Genomic DNA, 22,760 nt, shown 5'->3' on the forward strand with positions numbered 1-22,760 from the left:
CTCCTCCGGTCTTTCCGGTCCTTTGCGGCTCAGTGCCGGTCAGCGGCGGCTGCCGCTTCGGCCGGATGCCGGGGTACGGGGGTGCCGAGGGCGCCGGCGGCGTCCGCGCCGCCCTGCTCCTCGGGCCGTACGTGCACGGTGACCGCGTCTCGCACCCGCGCCTCCAGCGCGTCGAGTTCGGCCACCGTGGGTGCGTCGATCAGGAACGACGCCACCCGGTCCTCGGAGCTGCGCAGCGGCCCGAGCCGCGCGCCGCGGTCCTGGTGCACCAGCACGGCGCGCAGGGTGGCCGGGTCGCCGGGGGCGCCCGGTTCGATCCGGGGCCACAGCCCGCCCTCGCCGACCCAGGCCGGCTCCAGGTCGTGGCCGAGGACGGTGACGTCCTCCAGCACTCCGGGCACGTGCTCCAGATAGACCTGCCGGGCGACCCGGGCGGGCTTCGGGTAGGAGGCCGGCTCGCCCAGCGCGATCCGCATGATCTCCGGCTCCAGCGGCCGGCCGGTGGCCAGTTCGTACAGCACGCACAGCCCGTCGCCGGGGGTACGCGCGGCGACCTCCATCAGGTGGACGCGGCCCGCGGCGTCCAGCCGCCACTCGGAGTGGGTGATGCCGTTCTCGAAGCCGAGCCCGGCCAGCATCCGCCGGTTGGCGTCCAGCAGCGCGGGGTCGGCCTCGGGGCGGTCGTTGGGGACGGTGTGCGCCAGCTCCACGAAGGTCTGCGCATGGGAGTCGGTGGTGTCCTTGCGGGTGGCCGACGCGAAGACGATCTCGCCGTTCTGCACCAGGGACTCCACCGAGAACTCCTGGCCGATGATCTTCTCCTCGATCAGGACGGTCTCCTGCTCGGGGTAGGTCGCCAGCAGCGCCCGCAGCGCCTCGGGACCCTCGACGGTCTCCACGCCCGAGCTGGAGTGCCGGCCGGAGGGCTTGACCACCGCCGGGTACGGCACCGCGTCCGCGTCGACGGCGGCGCGCTCGCCGCCGGTCACGATCAGCGAGGCCGGACTGAACTCCGGGAGATACCAGCGCTGGAGGTACTTGCTGCGGCAGGCCCGGCTGGCGCGCAGTCCGGGCGAGGGCACGCCGAGCGCGTCGGCGAGCAGCCCGGTCGGCTCCACCTGGGTCTCGCCGACGGCGTACGCGCCGACGATGCGGTACGTCTCCCGCCAGCCCCGCGCGGCAGCGACGGCACCCGGGACGTACGACCCTTCCTGGCCGACGGAGCCGTCGATGAAGGCGAACTCGTCCACGGCGTGGGCGGGGTGGTCCGGCTCCTTCAGGGCGCGCAGCGCCTCCTCGCGCCACGCGGCGGGAGTGATCACCAGGACCTTCAGCCCGCGGCGGGTCAGCTCCTGAAGGTACTGCGGCGCCCGGCACACCACCAGGAAGGACCCGGCGAGGATGAAGGCGTCCGGGCGGGCAGGGGAGGCCTGCTCTCCGGGGGGCTGCGTCTTGTCCATGATCCTCCGTCTGTTCTCTGCGATCGGGCCTGGAGCGGACACGGGCGGGGCCGCCCCCGACGCGCGGAGGCGGCCCTGTTCGCCCTGCTGTCAGTCGTAGTGGAGACCGTCCGGGCGGGCCCGCTTCAGCTCCGAGAAGCCGGAGTAGCCGGCCAGTGCCTGCACCCCGTCGAAGATCCGGACGGCCTCCTCGCCCCGCGGAACGGAGCTGAGCACCGGGCCGAAGAAGGCGGTGCCGTCCAGGTGGATGGCGGGGGTGCCCAGGTCCTCCCCGACCGGGGCGAGGGCACGGGCGTGGCTCTCGCGCAGCCGTGCGTCGTACTCGTCGCTGTGCGCCGCCTTCAGCAGGGTCTCGGGCAGGCCGAGTTCGGCGACGGCCTCGGCGGCGACGGCGAGGTAGTCCTTGTTGCCGCCGTTGTGGATACGGGTGCCGAGCGCGGTGTACAGCTCACCCAGGGTCTGCTCGCCGTGCTGCTGCCCGACGGCGGTGCAGATCCTGTTCAACGGGAGGGAGTTGTCGACCAGTTCGCGGTACCAGTCCGGCAGCTCCCGGCCTTCGTTGAGGACGTAGAGGCTCATCGTCCTGAAGGTGAGGTCGAGTTGGCGGTGGGCCTGCACCTCCACGATCCACCGGGAGGTGATCCAGGCGAAGGGACAGGCCGGGTCGAAGTAGAAATCGACCTTCGCGGGCGAGGTGGTGGCCGGACTCATGCGGCGTCCTCCGGGGTCGCGACGGCGAAGGACGTGCCGTCGGTCTGCGTGGTGTAGTTGTCGAGATCAGCGTACTTCTCACGCAACTGCCGCTTCAGGACCTTTCCGGTGACTCCTACCGGGAAATCCGCATCCGAGCGGGCGATCTCCAGCATGCCCAGCAGGGGGTGACCGGCCGCTGCCAGCGCGTCGTTGGCCTGGCGCAGCAGCTTGTCCGCGGCGGCGGCACCTTCCTCGACGGTCACCACGGCGACCGGCACGGTCCGTCCGCCGCGCCGCCCGGCGACGACCGCGACGTCCCCGGTGGACGGTACGTCGCTGAGGATGACCTCCTCCATGAACACCGAGTAGCCGGTGCCCTGTTCGGTCTCGATGGCGTCGGCGGCGCGGTCGACCAGGAAGAAGTCGCCCTCGGAGTCCCGGTAGGCCATGTCACCGGGCAGCCAGTAACCGGCGAGCTTGAAGCGGTAGGTGGTGTCCGAGTCCGCCCAGTAGCCGGGGGTGATCGCCGGGCCCTTGGCGGCGAGGAAGCCGACCTCGTTGTCGTCGGCGTGGCTGCCGTCCTTGCGCAGGATGGTGACGTCCGCGACGCCGACCGGCTTGCCCGCGCACCGGTCGTTGCGCTCGGAGCCCAGCGTGCGGGCCTTCAGCAGCACGCCCCAGCCCAGCTCGGTGGTGCCGAGCCGGTCCAGGAAGGCGGCCTGCGGGAGCCCCGCGCTGCGCTGCGAGAGGACCTTGGTGATGTGTGCCTGGTGCACGGCGTCGCCGATCGAGACCCACGCCTCGACGGAGTCCAGCGAACCGGGCGCCGGGTCCAGGACCGCCAGCTCGGCGTAGCCGTGCGCGAAGGACATCACGGAGGTCGGCCGGTACTTCTCCACGGCGGTGGCCAGCCCGGCGCCGCTGCTGTCGCTCAGCGCGACGATCGGGGTGCCGCCCAGCATCGCGTACACGGTGTAGGCGACGCAGCCGAGGTGCGACTGCGGCAGCGCGGTCATCATCAGCGCGCCGGGCTGCTCGGTGTGGTCCACCAGCCGGAACATCGGGCCGGCCGCGATGGTCCGGTGCGTGTGCAGCGTCGGCTTGGGCTGTCCGGTGGTCCCCGAGGAGTGCAGGATGACGACCGGGTCGTCGTCGTGGTGGTTCCAGTACGCGCTCTCGGGCAGCGTGGCGGTGGGCGGGGCGGGCAGCTCCTCCAGCGCCTGGGTCCACTTCAGGCCGAGCGCGCCGGCGGTGTCGCCGAGCCGGTCCAGCCGTTCCTGGTCGGCGTAGAGGCCGACCGGGGTGGTCTGCTCGATCAGCGACGCCGCGATCTCCCGCGGGGCGTTGGAGTTGATGAGCAGGGCGACCGCGCCGATCTGGGCGAGCGCGTAGAAGTGCAGGGAGTAGGCGATGGAGTCCTCGAACCAGACGGCCACCCGGTCCCGGGTGGTGACCCCCTGCTCCAGGTACCAGGCGGACCACGCCTGGGCCAGCTCGTCGAACTCCAGCAGGCTGAACTCCTGCTGGGAGCCGCCGCCGAGCGTCCCGATCGGGACCGAGGAGTAGATGAAGCGCTCCCCGGGCTGGGAGTTGACCCGGATTGCCGAGCGCAGCAGGTTGCCGCCGCCTATCGAGGCGTCAGCGGCCACCACGGAGCGCTGCTCGGGAGTCAGGACGGTCGGGGCGAACGTGGTCATGTGTGGCACCTTCCATAGGTTCCATGGGTCCATGGGCACAGCAAGCGAAGGAAAGACAGCGGCGGGCCGTTGGCGGGGGCGGCCGCACCCCGTTCAGGTCATGCCGAAGAGGCGGGCGCAGACGTCGCGGTGGTGGGCGAGGTCCGGGCCGAGGTAGTCCCGCAGCTCGTCCAGCAGGGCGCCGAAGTCGTCCTCGGCCCCCTCCTCGACCACCGTGGCCAGCCGGCGGATGCCGTCGGCCAGCGCTCGCCGGGCGGCCGGGGCCTCGGGGTTGGCGTACTGGACGTCCCAGTACACCTCCGGGGCGCCGGAGAGGATCCGGGCCAGCAGCGCCAGCAGGGTGCGGTGCGGCGGGGGCGCGATGTCGCGCAGTTCACCGGCCGTGGGGCCGAATCCGGCCAGTGCCGTGCCGAAGGCGAGCACCGCCGCGTGGGTCAGCGCCTGGGAGGCGCCGGCCAGCCGGTCGTGCTCGGCCGCGTCGACCCGCACCACCGTGGAGCCCCAGCTCTCCACGAGGCCGAGCAGCTCCTCGGCGAGCGGGCCGCCGTGCCGGACGACGGCCGCCACCGGGCGCCCCTCGAAACCGAGCGACGGGGCGAACATCGGGTTCAGCCCGAGCGTTTCGACCCCGGGGTACTTCTCCAGCAGCGCGGCCATCGGCTGCTTCACCGAGAGGGTCTCGGCCAGCAGCGCGCCGGGCCGCAGCTCCCCGGCCAGATGCGGCAGGGCGTCCAGCGCCACCTGTTCGGGCAGCGCCAGCAGCACCAGGTCGGCCCGGCCGAGACCGGCCTCCTCGCGGGTGCCGGCCCCGGTGATGTCACCGCGGACGTGGCGGGGGCGCGGGGCACCGTCCGCCCACTCCTCGCCGGGGCCCGCGGTGTCCACGACACACACCTCGCGCCCGGCCTCCAGCAGCCGCCGCACGAACAGCGTGCCGACCGCTCCGCCGCCTCCGACGACCACGCAGCTGCGGATCACGGGGCGGCCCCCGCCGGGTCCGCCGCGCTCGCCAGTACGGCGGTGACCATGGCCCGGGACTTCACGACCGTCTCCTCGAACTCCTCCTCCGGGTCGGACAGCGCCACGATCGCGCCGCCGACGCCGAAGCTGACCCGGTCCTCGGTGGCCACCAGGGTGCGGATGACGATGTTCAGGTCGGCGGCGCCGCCGAGCGAGAACCAGCCGAGGGAGCCGGAGTAGACGCCGCGCGGCCCCTCCTCCAGCCGGTCGATGATCTCCATGGTGCGCAGCTTGGGCGCCCCGGTCATCGACCCGCCGGGGAAGGCGGCCCGGACACAGGTCACCGCGGACTCCTCGCGCCGCAGCGTGCCGCGGATGGTGGAGACCAGCTGGTGCACCGGCGCGTACGTCTCCACCTCGAACAGCCGGGGGACGTGCACGGAGCCGATCTCGCAGACGACGTTGAGGTCGTTACGGATCAGGTCCACGATCATCAGGTTCTCGGCCTTGTCCTTCTCGTTGCCGAGCAGGTCCTGGCGGAGCGCCTCGTCCTCCTGGGGCGTCGCGCCCCGCGGCCGGGTGCCCTTGATCGGCTTGGAGTCGGCGACCCGGTCCGCGCCGATGGACAGGAACCGCTCGGGGGACGCGCTGAGCACCGCCACCTCGGGGAAGTCCAGCAGCGCGGCGTACGGCACGGGGCTGAGCCGGCGCAGTCGCGCATAGCTCTCCAGCGGGTCGATCCGGGTCCGCACGTCCACCATGTTGGTCAGGCACACCTCGTACGTCTCGCCCTGCCGGATCTCCTCCAGGCTGGTGCCGATCCGCTCCAGGTAGCCGGCCTTGTCGTGGCGCAGCTCGACGGTGCCCGCGGCCCGCGGGTCGTCCATGCCGATGCCGTCGAACGGGGCAGGCCCGGCCTCCGGTTCCGCTGCCCGCGGCAGCTTCTCCAGCCGGCGCGCGGTCTCGTCCAGCCAGCGGACGGCGGCCGCGTCGGCGCCGTCGCCGCGGCCCTCGGAGAGCGCCAGGAGGTGGACCCGGCCCTCCCGGTGGTCGACGGCCAGCATCCGGTCGGTGAACAGCATGCAGGCGTCGGGGGTGTCCGGCTTGTGCACCAGCTGGGCGCCGGCCTCGGCCTTCAACTCGTAGCCGAGATACCCCACATAGCCCAGGTTGAAGTCGAAGGGCAGGCCCTCCGGTACGGGGACGGAGCGCAGCGTCAGCTGCTCGTCGAGGTAGTCGAAGAAGCCCTGCTGGACGATCTCCGGTTCGGCGCCCGGCCGGCCGGGCCTGCGGACGGTGACGTTGCCGTCGACGACCCGGTGGGTGACGTATTCGGCCAGCGGCCCGCTGCCGTCACCGAGGAAGGAGAAGCGGGAGAGCCCGTCGATGACGGCGCTGCTGTCCAGCCAGAAGCTGTGCGCGTTCCCGGCGAAGAGTTCCCGGTACGCGGCCTCGGTGTCCGGCCGCACCTCGCACTCGCGGACGTGCACGGTGTAGTCGCGGGGGACGGCCCGGCCGCGGTGCTCGGCGGCGTACGCCAGCGCCAGGTCCCGGAAGTTGGCCAGGATCTCGCGGCCGTACTCGCTGCTGATCGACTCGGGATGGAACTGCACGCCCCAGATCGGCTTCGTACGGTGCCGGACGCCCATCACCAGGCCGTCGGCGGTCCAGGCGGTCTCCTCCAGTTCGGCGGGGACGTGGGTCGCGGTCAGCGAGTGGTAGCGCACCACGTCGAACGGCGAGGGCAGCCCGGCGAAGAGGTCGCCGCCCGAGTGGTGCACCGCCGATATCCGGCCGTGCATCGGTTCGGGGGCCAGCCCGATCTCGCCGCCGAAGAGCTGGGTGATCCCCTGGTGGCCCAGGCACACGCCCAGCACCGGAAGTCCGCTGTCGGTGATGGCGCGGCCGCTGATGCCGAAGTCGGCCTCGCGGTCCGGGCGTCCGGGGCCCGGGGAGATCACGATGGCGTCGAAGGCGGCCGGGTCCAGCGCGGACCAGTCCGCCCCGTTGCGGACCACGACCGGCGCGCGGCCGGTGACCTCACCGAGCAGTTGGTAGAGGTTGTAGGTGAACGAGTCGTAGTTGTCGATCAGCAGAGTTCTCATGCCGGGCCACCGATCACCAGATCCTCGACGCGGCAGGTCTCCTCGATGATCAGGTCGTACAACCTGCGGAGGAAATCCTGGTCGATGTCATGTTCCTTGCCGAACCGGGCGGCACGTTCCTGAACGATCCCGATGCGATGCGGCTGCATCATCGGAACGTCGTTCTCACGTTTGAAATACCCGATCTCGACACACTTCTCTATACGGGACCGCAACACTTCCAGAAAGCGCTCATCAATCGCGTCGAGCTGCGCTCTCAGGTCCTCGATGCTGACCCCGTCCGTCGAGTTTCGCGACATCGCCAACCCCCTCCCGACTCCGGTACTGATCGGAGTGTTGCGCGGCGGTTCGGGGCCCGCCACGCCGGTGATACCTCGGGTCTCGGCATTGCACAGAGCCTGGGGGTACAAGTCCCCCCAAAACCCCATACAGCGCCCCGGGGTGGGACTTGCGGGAACGCGTGGGCTCCGCCAGCATCAGCAGCCATCCGTGGATCGGCCCCAAATACGCCGAGCCGCGCCGCCCGCCCCCGTGATCCGGCGTCGGCACCAGCCACATCAGCCGGAATGCACACGGCTTTCCGGCGAACCCGGGAGAGGCGACCGGGGGATGCACAGAATTCGGAACGGGGTCCTTCATGGAAAATTCTGCCGCTGTCGGCCAATGCCTCACGGATGTCCTGACCCAGCAGGCGCTGGCCCGCCCCAACGACCTCGCCGTGGTGTGCGAGGAGGACTCGCTCACCTACCGTGACCTGCTGGAAGGCAGCCATGGCACGGCTGCTCTGCTGAACTCCCTCGGCGTGCGCGCGGAGAGCCGGGTCGGCCTTTTCGCCGAACCCTCCCTCGATCTGATGCTCGGCGTCTGGGGAATCCTGTTCGCCGGCGGAGGCTATGTTCCGCTTTCCCCGGAATACCGGGGCGAGCGACTGCGCGACATGATCGAGGACGCCGGACTCTCCGTCGTGTTCACCCAGGAACACCTCCGGTCCGCGCTACGCGACCTGGTCGGTCCCGACCTCGGGATCGTCACGAAGGAAGACGTCGCCGCATTCCTCGCCACGCATCCGGATTCCACCGCACACCTACCGCGGCAAAGACCGGAACCGGACCACCTCGCGTACGTCGTCTACACCTCGGGCAGCACCGGAAAGACCAAGGGCGTGATGATAGAGCAGCGCTCCATCACGCATCAGATGGCATGGCTGTCACGGGCCCACAAAATCGACAAGGAAAGCGTCGTACTGCACAAGACGCTGATCGGATTCGACGCCGCCCAGTGGGAAATCCTGGCACCCGCCACCGGCGCCCAGGTGGTCCTCGGAAGACCGGGAATACACCGCGACCCGGAACGCCTGATAGAGACGATCACCCGGCACAAGGTCACCACCCTGCAATGCGTTCCCACCCTGCTCCAGGCCCTCGTCGACAGCGACGAACTGCATCGCTGCACCTCTCTCACGCAGATCTTCAGCGGCGGCGAATCGCTGTCCCGGGCGCTCGCCCGGCGGTGCACCGAAGCGCTGCCGGACTGCACACTGGTGAATCTCTACGGGCCCACCGAATGCACCATCAACGCCTCGTCGTACGTCGTGGACCGCGGCCGCCTCACAGACGGCGGCCGCCCCGGGGACAGCCCGCCCTCCGTGCCGATCGGCACCCCGGCGGACGGGGTGCGGTTCACCATCCTGGACGCCGCAATGCGCCCGGTCGGCCCCGGCGAGGCGGGCGAACTCCACATCAGCGGCGTCCAGTTGGCCCGCGGCTACCTCGGCCGCCCCGATCTGACCGCCGAGCGGTTCATCCCCGCACCGCGCCCCTCGGACGACGGGCACGGCCGGCTCTACCGCACCGGCGACATCGCCACCTGGAACCCGGACGGCACCGCGCAGTTCCTCGGCAGGTCCGACGACCAGGTGAAGCTGCACGGCTTCCGGATCGAGCTGAACGAGATCCGGCTGGCCATCGAGTCCCACGACTGGGTCCGCAACGCCGCGGTGTTCGTCCAGGACGAACCGCGCACCGGCTCCCACCAGCTCGTCGCCTGCGTCGAACTGAGCCCCCGGGAAGCCACCTTGATGGACCAGGGCGCGCACGGCGACCACCATCTGTCGAAGGAGTCGAAGCTCCAGGTCCGGGCGCAACTGGCCGCCCCCGGCTGCCGCGAGACCGCCGAGCCGGCCGGCAAGCCCGCGTACGCGCTCCCCGGCGCGCGGGAGACCGCCGAGCAGCGGCGGAAGGTCTTCGCCCGCAAGACCTACCGCTTCTACGACGGCGGTCCCGCCACCCGCGACGACGTCCTGGCGGCCCTCGCCCGCAGACCCGCGCCGCCCGCGACCGCCCGGCGGCCCGAGGAGCTGTCCTACGCCGAACTGGGCGGGCTGCTGCGCTGGTTCGGCCGCTTCACCAGCGAGGAGCGGCTGCTGCCCAAATACGGCTACGCCTCCCCGGGGGCGCTCTACGCCGCGCAGCTCTACCTGGAGATCGAGGACATCGGGGGGCTCCCGGCGGGCTTCTACTACTACCACCCGGTCGAGCACCGGCTGCTCCTCGTCCAGGCCCGCCCCGCCACCGGGGCGCCCTGCGCACGGCTGCACCTCATGGGCAAGCGGCGGGCCATCGAGCCGGTCTACCGGATCAATATCCAGGAGGTCCTGGAGTTCGAGGCGGGCCATATGCTCGGCCTCTTCGACGAGGTGCTGCCCGCGTACGGACTGCGCGTCAGGGAACTGCCCTACGAGCCCGCGACCCGCCGGCACCTGGACGTCGCGGAGGAGGACCACTACCTCGGCTCCTTCGAACTGGCCCCGTACGACAGCGGCGTCGCCGACGGGGACGAGGGCCCGGTGGACGTCTATGTGCAGTTCCACCCGGGCAGCGACGCGGGGGTGCCGCCCGGCCAGTACCTGGTGCGCGACGGCACGCTGGAGCGGATCGGTGACGAGCTGGTGCTCAAGCGGCATGTCGTCGCCATCAACCAGCAGACCTACCAGCGCGCCGACCTCGGCATCACCGTCGTGAGCCGGCGCCCCGGGAACGACCTGCGCGGCTACCTCGACCTGGGCCGCAAGCTCCAGCAACTCCAGATGAACGACTCCGGCCTCGGCTTCATGTCGGCCGGCTACAGCTCACGCACCGGCCACGACCTGCCCGCCGCCAAGCGGATGGCCGCCGTGCTGCGCGCTTGCGGGCGGCCCGCGGGGCCCTCGTACTTCTTCGTCGGTGGCCGGGTGTCCGACGCGCAGCTCGCCCACGAGGGGATGAACGAGGACATCGTCCATATGAAGGGGCCCGCCGAGCTGATCAGGCACGACCTGGTCGGCCTGCTGCCCGCCTACATGGTCCCGCAGCACATCCTGGTGCTTGAGCGCCTCCCGCACACCGCGAACGGCAAGCTCGACACCCGCACCCTGCGCGTCCGGGCCGAGGAGGCCGTGGCGCGGAGCCGGCGCCCGCACGTACCGCCGCGGACCCGCACCGAGACGCGCGTCGCCGCCCTCTGGCAGAGCGTGATGCAGCGTGACGGGGTCTCGGTGCACGACGACTTCTTCGCCTCCGGTGGGAACTCCCTGTTCGCCGTCGCCCTCGTCAACCGGCTCAACCGGGAGTTCGGCCGTGCGCTGCCGGTCCAGGTGCTCTTCGAGCACCCCACCGTCGAAAGCCTCGCCCGCGAGGTGGACGCCCCCGCCGCGGGCCGGCCGGCAGCGCAGACGTCCCGGCTGATCCGGATGACCGAGCCGGCCGGCGGCCACGGCTCACCGGTCTACTGCTGGCCCGGACTCGGCGGCTACCCGATGAACCTGCGCCTGCTCGCCGAACGGACCTGCCCGGACCGGCCGTTCCACGGCGTCCAGACCTACGGCATCAACGCGGGCGAGACCCCCTGGCCGAGCATCGAGGCGATGGCGGCCGCCGACCTCGAAGCCCTGCGCCGGGTCCACCCCGGCGGCCCGTACACCCTCTGGGGCTACTCCTTCGGCGCACGCGTGGCCTTCGAGACGGCCCGGCTGCTGGAGCGGGCCGGCGAACACGTCGAGCGGGTGTGCCTGATCGCGCCGGGCTCACCCCGAGTCGACACCGAACCCGTCTTCCTCACCATCCTGTGCTCGGTGTTCACCGGCGCCACCTCGGGACCGGTACTGGAGGAGTGTCTGCGCAGCTGCGCGGACACGGACGATCCCGTGCAGTCCTTCCTCCGCTTCGCCGTCCGCCGTTTCCCGGAGATCGCCCCGGAGCTCATCGGCCGCATCGTCTCCGTGGTCCGCCACACCTACGCCTTCGGCTATGCCCCCTCCGGCTCCCCGCTCACGGCCCCCGTCACGATCCTCAGGGCCGCGGGCGACGAGATGTCCGTCTTCGAACACAGCGCGGGCCCCGGCCCGCTCACCACCGCGCCGCCCACCGTGCTCCAGCTGGAGGCCGGGCACTACGCGGCCCTGCGCGACCCGGGCGTCGACGAGCTGGCCAAGCTGCTGCACCGTCAGGGACACCCGGCGCAGCCGCGTCCGACACAGCGATGACCGGCGAAGCCGGCCCGCCACCGAGAGGAATCCCATGCCGCACGTGACCATCAAGCACTTCCCCCACCCCCTCACCCCCGCCCAGGAGGAACGCCTCCTGACCCGCCTGACGGCGGCGGTACGGGAGGCCTTCGACGTCGAGGACGGCGTCGTGTCGATCGCGCTGCACCCGGTGGAACCAGAGGCCTGGGACGAGCGGGTCTACCGGCCGGAGATCGCCGGTCAGCGGGAGTTCGTACGGAAGACGCCCACGTACTGACCCCGGCGCCCCGGGCCGGGCCTTTCCGGCCCGGCCCCCTGCCGCGATTGCACTTTCCCGAGGGATGGAGCCCCCTTCACGGGCCCGCACCGAGCGGGAACAATCGGAGCGGCTTGTCCGGGATGCCGCGCGCCGGCGGTGTGCGCACCCGTACCGGCGCACCCGCGCCCCGAGTTCGCCGGGCCCGCAGGTACGGACAGACACCGCTGTGGGAGAGGAACACCCCGCGTGACGACCACCAGCACCACGCCGCCCGACGCGGGTGACTCCGAGGCCCCGGCAACCGTATGGCCCACCTTCCGGGATGCCCCGGCCGCCGTGAAGACGCTGCTCGTCGGGGTGTTCATCAACCGGCTCGGCGGCTTCCTCAACATCTTCCTGGTCCTCTACCTCACCTCCCTGGGCCACTCCTCGGGCCGGGCGACCTTCGCGCTGGGCGCCTACGGCGCGGGCACCGTCATCGGCGTGCTGATCGGCGGATCACTGTCCGCGCGGCTCGGCCCGCGGAACACCACGGCCGTCAGCATGGCCGGGTCCAGCGTGCTGATCGCCTCGCTGCTGTACCTGGACAACTACTGGGTCCTGATCTCCATGGTGGTCCTCGCCGGGCTGGCCGGACAGATGTTCCGGCCCGCCTCCGCGACACTGCTGTCCGAACTGACCGCCGAGAACCGGCAGGTCATGATTTTCGCGATGTACCGGTTCGGACTGAATCTGGGTGCCATGGCGGCGCCGCTGGTGGGCTTCGGCCTCTACCACCTCGATCACCAGCGGTACGACCTGCTCTTCTGGGGCGAGGCAGTCATCGCCCTGGCCTTCGCCGCGCTCGCCTGGGTCACGCTGCCCGGCGCGGGGGGCCCGCGGGCGAAGCACCAGGACCTGCCCGCGGGAGACCCGGCCGCGGCCGACCCGGCCGACAAGATCACACCGTCCACCGGCCCCGACGCCTCCGGCAGTTACGCGGCCGTGCTGCGCGACCGCCGGTACCTGGCCTACCTCGTCGCCACCCTCATCCACACCGCGGTCTACGCGCAGTACCTCTCCACCCTCCCGCTCGATGTGGAGAAGGCCGGGCTGGAGATCTTCTGGTACACCGCCGCGGTCTCCCTCAACGGCTTCCTCGTCATCGCCTTCGAACTGGTGCTGACGAGGGTCACGCAGAACTGGTCGTCCCGGCTGTCCATCGGGCTGGCCTTCGGCCTGCTCGGCTCCGGTGTCGCGTTGTACGGGCTGCCGATGGGCCCGGCCGTCATCGTGATCGGCACCCTGGTGTGGACCCTCGGCGAGATCCTCGGCGGCCCGGCGATCTTCTCGTACCCCGCGGTCATCTCCCCGCCCCGGCTCAAGAGCCACTACCTGGGCAGCTTCCACTTCTCCTTCGGCCTCGGCTCCGCCCTCGGCCCGGTCGCCGGCGGCTGGCTCTTCGCGACGCTGGGGCACTCCTTCTGGTTCGTCATGGGCGGAGCCTCCCTCGTCGCGACCGTGCTGGCCGTGGCCTCCCTGCGGACACCGGAGGAACGCCCGGCGGCATGAGCCCGCGGCCGGCAGCCGGTCGCGGACTCCGCCCCTTCCCCGGGCGCTCGGCCGGTGTGCGGAGGAACGCTCAGCCCATCCCGCCGAAGTCGACCGCGCTGCCCCAGCTTCCCTCGTTCACGTCGTCGCCCCCACCGGGGTGCGAGTCGGCGGTCTGGGTGATGGTGCCGCTGCGTCCGTAGTAGTCGTCGGCGGCAGCTGATCCCGCGGCCGTCAGGAGGGCAACAGCAGCCAGGGCAGCGGCGGTCACCGTGGTACGCACTCGCATGGGGCTTTCCCGTCGTTAGTTGGGGGAGACATCCCTTTCTACCCACTGCACCACCCGTACCGTCGGCGCCGACATGCGGGCGGACGAGTGACCGCGGCACTGCCGGCGTCCCACCGGGTGCGGCGGGACGGCCTGCCGGGAACGGGCCGTCAAACGGCGGGGAGGCTCTGCTCGGCCCAGATCGTCTTGCCGGTACGTGTCTGGCGGGTGCCCCAGCCCTGCGTGAGCTGCGCGACCAGAAGCAGTCCGCGGCCGCCCTCGTCGAAGGTGCGCGCCCGGCGCAGGTGCGGGGCGGTGTTGCTGGCGTCGGAGACCTCGCAGATCAGGTTGCTGTCGCGGATCAGCCGGAGCTGGATGGGGGCATCGCCGTAGCGGATGGCGTTGGTGACCAGTTCGCTGACGACCAGCTCGGTGACCATCGCCGCGTCGTCCAGGCCCCAGGCGGCCAGCTGCCCGCAGGCCTTCTTGCGGGCCTCGGCGACGGCGGCGGCCTCGCGCGGCACGTCCCAGGTGGCGACGTGCGACGCGTCCAGGGCGCGGGTACGGGCCATCAGCAGAGCCACGTCGTCGGTGGGGCGGTCCGGGAGAAGTTCCCGGAGCACGGCGTCGCAGGTGTCCTCCAGGGACGGAGCGGACCGGGCCAGCACCTCGCGCAGCGTGTCAATGCCCTCGTCGATGCCGCGGTCACGGGCCTCCACGAGACCGTCGGTGTACAGCGCGAGGACACTTCCTTCGGGCACCTCCAGCTCGGTGGCTTCGAAGGGCAGACCGCCGAGCCCCAGAAGCGGGCCCGCCGGAATGTCGAGATATTCCACCTCGCCGTCCGGGGTCGCCAGCGCGGGGACGGGATGGCCCGCGCGCGCCAGGGTGCAGCGCCGGGACACCGGGTCGTAGACGGCGTACAGGCAGGTGGCGCCGAAATCCCCGGAGGGGCCGTCCGCACTGTCCTCGTTGGACAGGTGGATGACGAGGTCGTCCAGATGCGTCAGCAGCTCATCGGGCGGAAGGTCGACGTCGGCCAGCGTGCGTACGGCCGTGCGCAGCCGCCCCATCGCCGCCGAGGCCTGGACGCCGTGCCCGACCACGTCGCCGACGACGAGAGCGACCCGGGCTCCGGAGAGCGGGATCACGTCGAACCAGTCACCGCCCACGCCGGCCTGCGGGTTGGCGGGAAGGTAGCGGGAGGCGACCTCAACGGCGGCCTGCCGGGGCGGGCGTTGCGGGAGGAGGCTGCTCTGCAGGGTGAGGGAGGTGCGGTGCTCGCGGGTGTAGCGCCGGGCGTTGTCGATGCACACGGCGGCCCTGGCGGTGATCTCCTCGCCCAGGAGGAGATCGTCCTGCGCGAACGGTTCCGGGCGCCGGTGGCGCGAGAAGGTGGCCACGCCGAGAGTGATGCCGCGGGCATGCATCGGCACCGCCAGCACCGAGTGGAAGCCGTACTTCCGCACCCGATCGGCCCGCTCCGGGGACGAGCCCTCCCATGCCGCCGTCCCGTGGGCGGTCACCGCCCGGATCAGCGGCCGGCCCGTGACCAGGCACTCGGCCGCAGGTGAGGCGTCCGGGTAGCCGGCCACCGTCCCCTGCTGGACCACGGCCTCGGGGCAGCCCTCCAGGACGGACTGGCAGGCGACCCGGCGCAGCCTGACGGGGCGGCTCGGCGCGCCGGCGGGCGGGTCCTCGCCGCCTTCGATGGAGGGAAGCAGGTCGACGGTGACGAAGTCCGCGAGGAGCGGGATGGCCACGTCGGCGAGCTCCTGCGCGGTATGGGCGAGGTCCAGGGTGCTGCCGATCCGGAGGCTGGCCTCATTGAGCAGGACCAGCCGCTCCCGGGCCAGATGCTCCGCGGTCGTGTCGTGCGCGGAGAGGAGCACCCCCCGCGCCCTCCCCCCGGAGTCCCGCACCGGGACCAGGGAAATCGTCCAGACGCTCTCGGCCTCATGGCCCGACAGGTGCACCGCCACCTGCGTCTGCTGCGGTTCGCCCGTTTGCAGCGCCCGGCGCATGCACTCTTCCGTCTCGTCGCCCTGCGGTGCGACCACGATCTCCGACACCCGCAGCCCCCGCATCGCCTCCTCGGGCAGCCCCAGCACACGCTCCATGTCCGCGTTCGCCCGCCGCAGCCGCAGGCCGGTGTCGTAGAGCGCCATCGTGGACCGGGACTGGGCGAACGCCCACATCACCAGCGCGTCGTCCTCGGCCGGCGACGGCGGTCGGGCCGGCGGCGACACCAGGAACCACTCACCCCCGGGGCTCCCCTCACCGTCCGCGGCACGGTGATGCGCCAGCAGGCGCACCGTGAGGCGGCGGCCGTCCCGGTGCCGGAGCGTCACCGTCCCGTTCCACCGCGGCAGCGTCGTCAGGGGACGCATCGTCCCGGCGGGCGGCTCCCCTTCGAGCAGCCCGAGCGCGGACCGCCCGACGATCTCGGCGGCCGGGTACCCGAGCAGCCGGCGCGCCCCCTCGCTCCATGCGGTGACGATGCCGCGCGCATCCACGGTGGCTCTGGCCGTGAGCGCCTCCGCGGCGGGATCTTCCGGCCACGTCGCCCGGCCGTCCCAGGCGGCTTCCGATCCCGTCATCGTGCCCATCTCGCCCTCGGCTCGGTCCTTCCACCATGGGCCGCCCCCCGGCCAGGAGCAACCGAGGGCCGCGATCACGGAACGTCCACGGGCGACCAGGCAGCGCCCCACAAGCAGAGAAGGCCCTTGGGGTAGCCGGGCAGCCCCCTCCACCGATCAGCGCACGCAGCCACCAGGACAAGCGGCAGCGCCACAGCAGACACGGCCGCCACGGGACTCCCCGGAGCCTGAGCCGTTTGCAGGCGAGTGGCGCCACCAGAGAACCAACGTCGGCGAATGAACGAATGAACGAATGAATCAATGAATCAATGAACCGGGGAGGCGCAACGCTCAAGCGCGCACCCCGCCAATCGTCGAGGGAACGTGCACAGCGGGGACGGCACGCCGGCTGCGGCTGATCGTCTTCATCGGCGCGGCCACCTGCACCACACCCACCCCGGTGGTGGCGCCTGGCTCGCGGGTCGGTCTGCCGCAGCCGCGCTGAGGCACGGTCCAGAATTTTTCGGAGTCCGGCCGTCCAGGGATGTCGAGAACGTCCCACCGGCTCCGTCCCAGGGACAGCAGCGGCCACCACCGGCCGCACGAGGAAGAAGGAGAAACCAGCATGGCGATTCAGCGGATGGACAACGTCGGCATCGTCGTCGAGGACATGGATGCCGCCATCGGGTTCTTCGTGGAACTCGGTATGGAGCTGGAGGGCAGGGCGGAGGTCGCGGGCCTCGTCGCCGACCAGTGCACCGGACTCGACGGCGTCCACTGTGACATCGCGATGGTCCGGACCCCGGACGGTCACAGCCGGCTCGAACTGGCGAAGTACCGCAGCCCCGCAGCGACCAGCGACGGCCCGCGCAACAAGCCGCACAACATCCTGGGCACGCACCGCGTCATGTTCGCCGTCGACGACCTCAAGGACACCGTCGCCCGCCTGCGCCCGCACGGCGCCGAACTCCTCGGCGAGATCGCCCGGTTCGAGGACAGCTACCTCCTCTGCTACGTCCGCGGCCCGGAGGGCATCATCGTCGGCCTGGCCGAGCAACTGCACTGAGAAGGAGAAACCGGACCGGACAGCCGAACGAGGTCATCGGGCGGGTCGCGCAGTTGGCTCCCGATCACCTCGTCGCGCAGATCGTCGAGGCCGCCGAACGCGACGGCGGCCCGGTCGAGGCCCCCGCGCGGAGGGCACGCGCGGAGCTTGCCGGGCAGAGCATAGAGCCGGTTGCGAATCAGGATGGGCTCACAATGGGCCCGCAAACGGCCACGGATCGGGTAACAGCCTGCACGTAACTTTCGGGGTCGCCCAGCGCACGGGAGCGAGCTGGATCGCCTGGCTGGCTGACTGGTCACGCGAGCACGAGGTCTTCCGACACGACCTGGACCGGGTGCACGGGACCAACACCAAGGGCCTGGCCGAGGCAGCCGCCCAGCTGATCGGCGAGCGATCGCCGGCCGACTTCCTGGCCGCGTACGAGCAGGCGACGACACTTCCAAGGCACGTGCCGTTCCTCGACATTCTCGGTCCGCTCGACACCGTGGTGTGCACCGCACACTTCCCGCCGCAGATCCAGGAGAACGGCGAGGCGGTCGACGTCATGGCTTCGGGAAAGAAACTCACCTTCGCGACCCAAGCCGGGCCCGCACTGCGGCTCCTGCTCAGCGGCAGGCCGGTCTCGGTGGAGCAGGCAGCAGCCGTTGTCGGAGCGGAAGAGACGGAGGTCGCCGAGATCCTGGTGAAGGAGGAGATATGCGCGACGCTGACCCCCGAATCGTCCTCGGGCTACACCGGTCTCGTCACGAGCGCCGTCTCCTGACCGGAGCACTGGACCTCGGTGTCACCAGCATCGACACCAGTTCGAACTATCTCGGCTTCCGCTCCCATGAGGTCCTGGCTCGGACGGCCGGCGATCTGCTGCCGAAGTTCCGGCTGCCCACGAAGGTGGGCTACTTCGCGGGACCGGGCGGGGCGGAGCACACCCTGGCTCCCGGACGGCTGTACGAGGCCGTGGAGAAGGCAGTCCGGGGTCTCGGGCGCGAACCGGATGTGGTGTTCTCTCCAGTGCAGGCGGCATTCCGGACTGCCTACGACCTCCCCAAAGTCGGCACGGTTGCCGTGGGAACCGACCCCCTGCCCATCTAAAGGACCTGCTCGACGCTCTGGCAGGCCAGGTCGACGAGCGGGCAATCGAGGAGTACCGGAACCTCCTTCGGGCCCGATCGCACGGTCAGCCCGCCTGAAGCTCCGAGACGACGCGCTCCGCCACACTGCGAGCGGGCGTAAGACGGGGGTCCTCCGGGTGCGCGTCCGGCCCCAGGATCCTCGAGCACACGAACAGCGTCATCAGCTTGCCGCCACGGCTCTCGAAGTCGCGCCTTCGTTCTTGCCATACGCGGTCGGCCAGAGCCGGAACGTCGAGCGAATTCCCCCACAGCGAAGCCGAGCCCAACCCTCACGGCGCGTTGCCCCAGTCCTCCCAGTCGAAGAGGCAGAACGTCGGCGCGGTCATGTTGGCCCAGTTCAAATCGGCGTGGGCGGGCACCCAGCTCTCGATGGTCGTATCGAAAGAGCGGGAGGGAGAGACGCTGCTGATCGGTTGCTCTTGCATTTACGACTAACGAACTTGATCGGGCGATGTCAGGTGATTGCCTGACAGGTGAGGGATGGATGCGGTAGTTCTGTGCGGGTGAATGCGTCCACGTCCAGCGAGCCCACCCCCGAGGACGGCGCGCCCACCTCCTTCGCCAAAGCCGCGAAGAACCTGCTCAAGAAGCACAAGACGAAGATCCTCGCCGTCGGGGCCATGAGCCTTGCCGTCGTCGGTGTGGTTGCCAGTCTCGCCGAGGAGCAGGATGCCGAGGACCTCAAGGACACCGAGGACTTCGAGCAGTTCCCCGAGCCTCCCGCAGCCGAGGTGCCCAAGCGCGCAGCCTCCGGGCCGCACCCGGTAAAGGCGTCCCTGGTGGACATCGGCGATCGTCGCGCCAGCGCGCGAGCCCAGGAGAACTACCGCCGCGACGTAGGGGGCGAACTGCCTCCGCGGAAGACCTATCGGCCGCCGCACGCCCGGGGTGGCTCCTCGCTGAAGACCTCAGCCTGAGCGTTGAGCTATGTAGTTGCCCAGCGCTCAGCAGAAAGCGCCTCCGCTCGGCACATTTCGTAGCGGAGGCGCTCTTCCTTACTCGCTGGGCCAGGGCATGGGATCGGGGCAGCGGTACCACCACCATGCCTTCTGCACCGAACCAGCATTCGGCTCATCGCGGCCATCAACGACAACGTGTTCTTCGTCGTCGACTGTCAGCTCCTGATAGAGACTGTCAACCTTGTCGACGTAGCGCTTGTACAGCGTGGCCACGTTCTCAGGCAGTTGGCGCAGATACCCCTCGATGTCATCACGGTATCCGAGCACTTCCCGGTAGAACTCCACGGGGTACCAACCAGATGGCTCCCAGTCGTTTTCTGCACGCCGAGACAGCTTTTCCCAGGCTCCCAAGTATGACTTGGCGATCCGCGCCATCTCAGCAACGTCCGTTGTGGTCGGGGAACCATTCGCCTCGTCGACATCCTCCCCCTCCAACGACTGGAGGGATTCCGCAAAGGAATCGGCCAGAGGCGTAGCAATTTTCTGCTCGCGCACCACTTCCGGGAGATGCATCACAGGAACGTCTGGCAAACGATCAACGAATGCCTCAACGGCTGTGACCGTGAACGTCATCTCGTCATCGTCTGACTCACTCAGCCGGGCCCGCGTCGTCAAGCCATCTGGGGTCACCAACCAGTGGGCGCTCATAGCGCTCTCCTGAGGAGGGTACAAGACAGGCGTTCCGAGCTGGCGCGCAAGCGCTGCGGAGAAATCGGATTCTGAAGGCTGCTGCCCCACCGAATCCTGTGCGTAAACATCCAGAGATAGCGACACATTCCCGAATACATGCGAATATTCACAGGAGGCCAGGGCCTCCCAGTTTCGGTCTTCTTGGTCGCCGTCAGCGTCGGCAACGTCCACCTCTGCCGCCGGGATCCTGAAGGCCGCCGCAAGAGCTTCGGCCATGACATTGGGGTCGCGGCTATCGACGAGGAAAAGATTGTACGTCATGGTATGTAAGTCCCGTTGTAAATGGCCAGGGCTTTTTCGACGGCTTCTGGATTATTCACGAAACGGGGGTTCCGTGTGAGTTGCGGAGACGCCGACAGATCCCCCTTAGCCTTTACGATCTGCGATAGCGCCGCATACTCGTTCCGGTCCATTTCCACAAAACCTGAACCCTTGGCAGGGTAAACGGTTCCGTTCTCATGGACGCCGTACGTGCGCCCATTAATTTCATAGCGCTCACCGTCCGGCAACCAGGTAGCCTTCCCTTCTGCGATGCCAGCGATATCCTTCTCAACCTCCTGAGAATATCCTGGGAGGATGATCGTGTTATCTTCCTTGATGTTCTTTCCTGCTCGCCCTGCGCCGCCAACGGTGTGCCGATCGTGTGGCCGCTTGAGCGTCTTCCCGGCCCCAGGCCCCTTTATGTTGCTTGAGGCTTCCCAGCCACTGGCCTTTGGGGTCCCGGAGGCTCCGCCGCTCCCCTCCGCGTTGCGCATCAAGGGGCCGCCGGTCGGGCCGACAGGACCGAAGGGCGCCTCCCCAGCCATCGCAAGGCGTGGACCACCCAGACCCAGATTCATCTTGCCGAAGGCATTTTTGAAGCCGCCAGCGCCGCCTACGGCCTTCGCAGCACGGCCCGCGCCGCCCAGGGCGCCCCCAAGTAAGACCCCGCCTGCTCCCGCTTCTTTGATCTCATTCAAATTGATTCCCTGCTGGTCACCCAGAAGGTTGCGGCCGCCCTGGGCGACGACCACGTCGACGGTGATGGCTTCGATGCCCCCGATGGCAGCAGTGGCCAGGACTGTTCCGGCGATCTCGGCGACGGTGGCGGAAACGGCGACGCCCGCCGTACTCGCTGCGGCGACGATCGCCTCGGTCGCGCCGGCCGCCGCGAGCTCGCTGATGCCGCCGGTGAAGAGGGCCAGGGCCGTACCCGCGACCAGGACCGCGCCGGCGATCTCCAGTTCGTGCTCGATCTTCTTCTTGGCATCGGCGACTTGGTCGGCGTATTTGTCCAGGGCCTTGGCCATGTCGCGGGCGGCGGTGGCCACATCGTCGAGGTAGCCCTTGCCGCCACCGTGGTACTTGCGCCAGAACTCCCCGAACGAGTCGATCGACTTGCCCTTGTTGTTGTCGATGACGTCCTGGGCCTTCTTGTGGCAGGCGGCCGTGCAGTCCTCGACATCATCCGCGAAGGTGCGCCAAGCGCGGGCGGCCTCCCGGAGTTCGTCCTCATCGCCCTCCGGCCACCACATGCCGGTCAGGTCCTGGACGATCTCCTTGGCCTTGTCGGCAGCACCCATCACTTACCGCCCTCGAAGCCGGACTTGGCCGAGTGGTCAGCGTCTTCGTGGTTGGCGGCCATGTCGTTCATGGCCTTGGTGATACTGGACAGGCCCTTGACCAGAGCTGCGGCCGCCTTCTCGATCTGCGCCTGATGCGGGGCGTAGACGTGCTCGAACTTCTTCCCCTGCTCGTCACCACCCCAGGGCTCCCCCAGCCCGCCCAGCGTGTGGCGAAGCTTGGTCGTCGCGCGTTCCAGGGCCATAGCCTCTCGGTGGAACGTTGGAGCGGCGGACTTGAGTTGGTCGGTGTCTATGTCGAAGCCGTCGCCGGCCATGTCGTGCCTCCCCCTTTGACCGTGTACTCGTAAACCGTCGCGAGCCGCCGACAATGCTTCGGCTCCCAGATGGCGACCTTCGCATACGGCACTGACAATCTCCCTGGTGGGAGTGCGTTTCAGCCACAGTGCAGCACCGCCCGCCAGGAGGCCCGGGACAAGATTTGAGCCACTGTCGGCCAGATTCCGACAGGGGGCGATTTACCGAGCGCACGCCCTTTCGCTGTACGACCGCAGTGGAGCCCCGGTCGTTCAGCGGCGTGTTGGGCGGCTAACTGCGGGGGCGCCACTGCTTCGTGGGCGGTGCCGTTGCTGCGGCCGTTGGCTGACCGACGTCGCGTGATGGGCGAGCAGCTTCAGCGATTGGGCGTTCGGCGAGCACGACAATCGCGGCATCGATCGTAGGTCCGAGAGCGGGTACCGCGTGGTCGCGCTCGACGACGACACCGTCGACGTTCTGAAGCGCCACCGTGAGCGACAGGAAGAAGCCCGCGAGGAGTGGGGTTCGGCCTGGGTGGACACCGGCAATGTCTTCACGCAGGAGGACGGCTCCTGGCTGCACCCGGGCAAGGTGACCGACCTCTTCGAGCGGCTCGTCGCCGCCTCCGGTCTCCCGCCGATCCGCCTGCACGATCTGCGCCACGGCGCGGCAACCCTCATGCTGGCCGCCGACATCGACATCAAGATCGTGTCGGACACCCTCGGGCACAGCGACACCCGGATCACGCGGGACATCTACCAGAGCGTCCTGCCCCAAGTCGGCAAGAACGCCGCCGAGGCCACCGCCAAGCCGGTACCGCTCCAGCGGAAGGTCGAGGCGGAGAAGACGGCACGCAAGGCCGCGAAAGCTGGCAAGAAGGCCAAGGGCGAGGCGAAAGCTCAGGCCAAGGGCAAGAAGAAATCCGGCAAGAAGGCCGAGCGGAAGAAGCCCGAAAGGTAGATCCCCGGTCCGCTCCGCTCACGCATCGTTCACGCAAGCCATCC

Annotated in this window: 17 protein-coding genes and 3 pseudogenes; 8 read left to right on the plus strand and 12 right to left on the minus strand. The window is 69.9% G+C overall.

Annotated features, from left to right (window positions below; translation table 11 throughout):
* Window positions 1-29 precede the first annotated feature (29 nt).
* From ACIRQ7_RS32815 to ACIRQ7_RS32840, 6 genes are all read right to left on the minus strand, one after another.
* Window positions 30-1,460 (minus strand): acetyl-CoA carboxylase biotin carboxylase subunit family protein, encoded by a 1,431-nt coding sequence (locus ACIRQ7_RS32815; RefSeq protein ID WP_404266234.1) that lies wholly within the window; start codon window positions 1,458-1,460, stop codon window positions 30-32.
* Window positions 1,461-1,550: 90 nt separating this feature from the next.
* Entirely contained in the window at window positions 1,551-2,171 is a 621-nt protein-coding gene (locus tag ACIRQ7_RS32820) for a DsbA family protein (RefSeq protein ID WP_404266235.1), read from the minus strand.
* Window positions 2,168-3,850: an AMP-binding protein gene (locus ACIRQ7_RS32825; protein ID WP_404266236.1), complete on the minus strand. Its 1,683-nt coding sequence runs from the start codon at window positions 3,848-3,850 to the stop codon at window positions 2,168-2,170. Before ACIRQ7_RS32825 ends, ACIRQ7_RS32820 begins: the two co-directional genes overlap by 4 nt.
* A 93-nt stretch (window positions 3,851-3,943) precedes the next feature.
* Complete coding sequence (locus tag ACIRQ7_RS32830; protein WP_404266237.1) at window positions 3,944-4,828, minus strand: prephenate dehydrogenase dimerization domain-containing protein; 885 nt, start codon at window positions 4,826-4,828, stop codon at window positions 3,944-3,946.
* Window positions 4,825-6,915 carry an aminodeoxychorismate synthase component I gene (gene pabB, locus ACIRQ7_RS32835; RefSeq protein ID WP_404266238.1) on the minus strand — a complete coding sequence of 697 codons (2,091 nt, stop codon included), beginning with the start codon at window positions 6,913-6,915 and terminating at the stop codon, window positions 4,825-4,827. Before pabB ends, ACIRQ7_RS32830 begins: the two co-directional genes overlap by 4 nt.
* Window positions 6,912-7,214, minus strand: a complete 303-nt coding sequence (locus ACIRQ7_RS32840; RefSeq protein ID WP_401465440.1) for a chorismate mutase family protein — start codon at window positions 7,212-7,214, stop codon at window positions 6,912-6,914. Before ACIRQ7_RS32840 ends, pabB begins: the two co-directional genes overlap by 4 nt.
* A gap of 338 nt (window positions 7,215-7,552) precedes the next feature.
* Here ACIRQ7_RS32840 and ACIRQ7_RS32845 point away from each other — a divergent pair, with 338 nt between their 5' ends.
* From ACIRQ7_RS32845 to ACIRQ7_RS32855, 3 genes are all read left to right on the plus strand, one after another.
* The gene (locus ACIRQ7_RS32845; RefSeq protein ID WP_404266239.1) at window positions 7,553-11,434 is read left to right on the plus strand and encodes an amino acid adenylation domain-containing protein; all 3,882 of its coding nucleotides are present in this window, start codon (window positions 7,553-7,555) and stop codon (window positions 11,432-11,434) included.
* 34 nt (window positions 11,435-11,468) lie between these two features.
* Complete coding sequence (locus ACIRQ7_RS32850; RefSeq protein WP_404266240.1) at window positions 11,469-11,693, plus strand: tautomerase pptA; 225 nt, start codon at window positions 11,469-11,471, stop codon at window positions 11,691-11,693.
* A 228-nt stretch (window positions 11,694-11,921) separates the two neighbouring features.
* On the plus strand, window positions 11,922-13,226 hold the full coding sequence (locus ACIRQ7_RS32855) for an MFS transporter (protein WP_404266241.1): 1,305 nt from the start codon (window positions 11,922-11,924) through the stop codon (window positions 13,224-13,226).
* A gap of 70 nt (window positions 13,227-13,296) precedes the next feature.
* Here the strand turns inward: ACIRQ7_RS32855 and ACIRQ7_RS32860 are convergent, their stop codons facing one another.
* Both ACIRQ7_RS32860 and ACIRQ7_RS32865 read right to left on the minus strand, forming a co-directional pair.
* Window positions 13,297-13,494: a hypothetical protein gene (locus ACIRQ7_RS32860; RefSeq protein WP_404266242.1), complete on the minus strand. Its 198-nt coding sequence runs from the start codon at window positions 13,492-13,494 to the stop codon at window positions 13,297-13,299.
* A gap of 149 nt (window positions 13,495-13,643) precedes the next feature.
* Window positions 13,644-16,073, minus strand: coding sequence for a SpoIIE family protein phosphatase (locus tag ACIRQ7_RS32865; RefSeq protein ID WP_404266243.1), 2,430 nt, complete (start codon window positions 16,071-16,073; stop codon window positions 13,644-13,646).
* A 604-nt stretch (window positions 16,074-16,677) separates the two neighbouring features.
* Between ACIRQ7_RS32865 and ACIRQ7_RS32870 the strand changes: the two genes are divergently transcribed.
* The 3 genes and pseudogenes from ACIRQ7_RS32870 (at window position 16,678) to ACIRQ7_RS32880 (ending at window position 18,207) form a co-directional block, all read left to right on the plus strand.
* Window positions 16,678-17,118 (plus strand): VOC family protein, encoded by a 441-nt coding sequence (locus ACIRQ7_RS32870; protein WP_404266244.1) that lies wholly within the window; start codon window positions 16,678-16,680, stop codon window positions 17,116-17,118.
* Between the two features lie 208 nt (window positions 17,119-17,326).
* A pseudogene (locus ACIRQ7_RS32875) lies at window positions 17,327-17,881 on the plus strand (cupin); the annotation flags it as partial.
* Window positions 17,815-18,207 carry a hypothetical protein gene (locus ACIRQ7_RS32880; protein WP_404266245.1) on the plus strand — a complete coding sequence of 131 codons (393 nt, stop codon included), beginning with the start codon at window positions 17,815-17,817 and terminating at the stop codon, window positions 18,205-18,207. The pseudogene ACIRQ7_RS32875 and the gene ACIRQ7_RS32880, both read left to right, overlap by 67 nt.
* Window positions 18,208-18,292: 85 nt before the next feature.
* Here the strand turns inward: ACIRQ7_RS32880 and ACIRQ7_RS32885 are convergent.
* A pseudogene (locus ACIRQ7_RS32885) lies at window positions 18,293-18,634 on the minus strand (hypothetical protein); the annotation flags it as partial.
* A gap of 117 nt (window positions 18,635-18,751) precedes the next feature.
* On the opposite strand from ACIRQ7_RS32885, the gene ACIRQ7_RS32890 reads away from it, so the two are divergent.
* On the plus strand, window positions 18,752-19,165 hold the full coding sequence (locus ACIRQ7_RS32890) for a hypothetical protein (RefSeq protein WP_404266246.1): 414 nt from the start codon (window positions 18,752-18,754) through the stop codon (window positions 19,163-19,165).
* A 78-nt stretch (window positions 19,166-19,243) separates the two neighbouring features.
* On the opposite strand, the gene ACIRQ7_RS32895 is transcribed toward ACIRQ7_RS32890, so the two are convergent.
* From ACIRQ7_RS32895 to ACIRQ7_RS32905, 3 genes are read right to left on the minus strand one after another with little or no spacing between them, the layout of a single operon-like run.
* Window positions 19,244-20,158 carry a hypothetical protein gene (locus ACIRQ7_RS32895; RefSeq protein ID WP_404266247.1) on the minus strand — a complete coding sequence of 305 codons (915 nt, stop codon included), beginning with the start codon at window positions 20,156-20,158 and terminating at the stop codon, window positions 19,244-19,246.
* Window positions 20,155-21,459 carry a WXG100 family type VII secretion target gene (locus ACIRQ7_RS32900; protein ID WP_404266248.1) on the minus strand — a complete coding sequence of 435 codons (1,305 nt, stop codon included), beginning with the start codon at window positions 21,457-21,459 and terminating at the stop codon, window positions 20,155-20,157. The genes ACIRQ7_RS32895 and ACIRQ7_RS32900 overlap by 4 nt, the downstream gene beginning before the upstream one ends.
* The gene (locus ACIRQ7_RS32905) at window positions 21,459-21,704 is read right to left on the minus strand and encodes a WXG100 family type VII secretion target (RefSeq protein WP_404266249.1); all 246 of its coding nucleotides are present in this window, start codon (window positions 21,702-21,704) and stop codon (window positions 21,459-21,461) included. The genes ACIRQ7_RS32900 and ACIRQ7_RS32905 overlap by 1 nt, the downstream gene beginning before the upstream one ends.
* A gap of 475 nt (window positions 21,705-22,179) precedes the next feature.
* Between ACIRQ7_RS32905 and ACIRQ7_RS32910 the strand changes: the two are divergent.
* Window positions 22,180-22,716 (plus strand): annotated as a pseudogene (locus ACIRQ7_RS32910) (tyrosine-type recombinase/integrase); the annotation flags it as partial.
* Window positions 22,717-22,760 lie beyond the last annotated feature (44 nt).

The organism is Streptomyces sp. NPDC101393, assembly GCF_044767385.1.
Taxonomy (GTDB): domain Bacteria; phylum Actinomycetota; class Actinomycetes; order Streptomycetales; family Streptomycetaceae; genus Streptomyces.

What these genes read in the sequence shown, in the direction of transcription:
- ACIRQ7_RS32815 (WP_404266234.1), bottom strand. Translation starts at nt 1,460, where the DNA reads ATGGACAAGACGCAGCCCCCCGGAGAGCAGGCCTCCCCTGCCCGCCCG.
- ACIRQ7_RS32820 (WP_404266235.1), bottom strand. Translation starts at nt 2,171, where the DNA reads ATGAGTCCGGCCACCACCTCGCCCGCGAAGGTCGATTTCTACTTCGAC.
- ACIRQ7_RS32825 (WP_404266236.1), bottom strand. Translation starts at nt 3,850, where the DNA reads ATGACCACGTTCGCCCCGACCGTCCTGACTCCCGAGCAGCGCTCCGTG.
- pabB (WP_404266238.1), bottom strand. Translation starts at nt 6,915, where the DNA reads ATGAGAACTCTGCTGATCGACAACTACGACTCGTTCACCTACAACCTC.
- ACIRQ7_RS32840 (WP_401465440.1), bottom strand. Translation starts at nt 7,214, where the DNA reads ATGTCGCGAAACTCGACGGACGGGGTCAGCATCGAGGACCTGAGAGCG.
- ACIRQ7_RS32845 (WP_404266239.1), top strand. Translation starts at nt 7,553, where the DNA reads ATGGAAAATTCTGCCGCTGTCGGCCAATGCCTCACGGATGTCCTGACC.
- ACIRQ7_RS32850 (WP_404266240.1), top strand. Translation starts at nt 11,469, where the DNA reads ATGCCGCACGTGACCATCAAGCACTTCCCCCACCCCCTCACCCCCGCC.
- ACIRQ7_RS32860 (WP_404266242.1), bottom strand. Translation starts at nt 13,494, where the DNA reads ATGCGAGTGCGTACCACGGTGACCGCCGCTGCCCTGGCTGCTGTTGCC.
- ACIRQ7_RS32865 (WP_404266243.1), bottom strand. Translation starts at nt 16,073, where the DNA reads ATGACGGGATCGGAAGCCGCCTGGGACGGCCGGGCGACGTGGCCGGAA.
- ACIRQ7_RS32870 (WP_404266244.1), top strand. Translation starts at nt 16,678, where the DNA reads ATGGCGATTCAGCGGATGGACAACGTCGGCATCGTCGTCGAGGACATG.
- ACIRQ7_RS32880 (WP_404266245.1), top strand. Translation starts at nt 17,815, where the DNA reads ATGCGCGACGCTGACCCCCGAATCGTCCTCGGGCTACACCGGTCTCGT.
- ACIRQ7_RS32895 (WP_404266247.1), bottom strand. Translation starts at nt 20,158, where the DNA reads ATGACGTACAATCTTTTCCTCGTCGATAGCCGCGACCCCAATGTCATG.
- ACIRQ7_RS32900 (WP_404266248.1), bottom strand. Translation starts at nt 21,459, where the DNA reads ATGGGTGCTGCCGACAAGGCCAAGGAGATCGTCCAGGACCTGACCGGC.
- ACIRQ7_RS32905 (WP_404266249.1), bottom strand. Translation starts at nt 21,704, where the DNA reads ATGGCCCTGGAACGCGCGACGACCAAGCTTCGCCACACGCTGGGCGGG.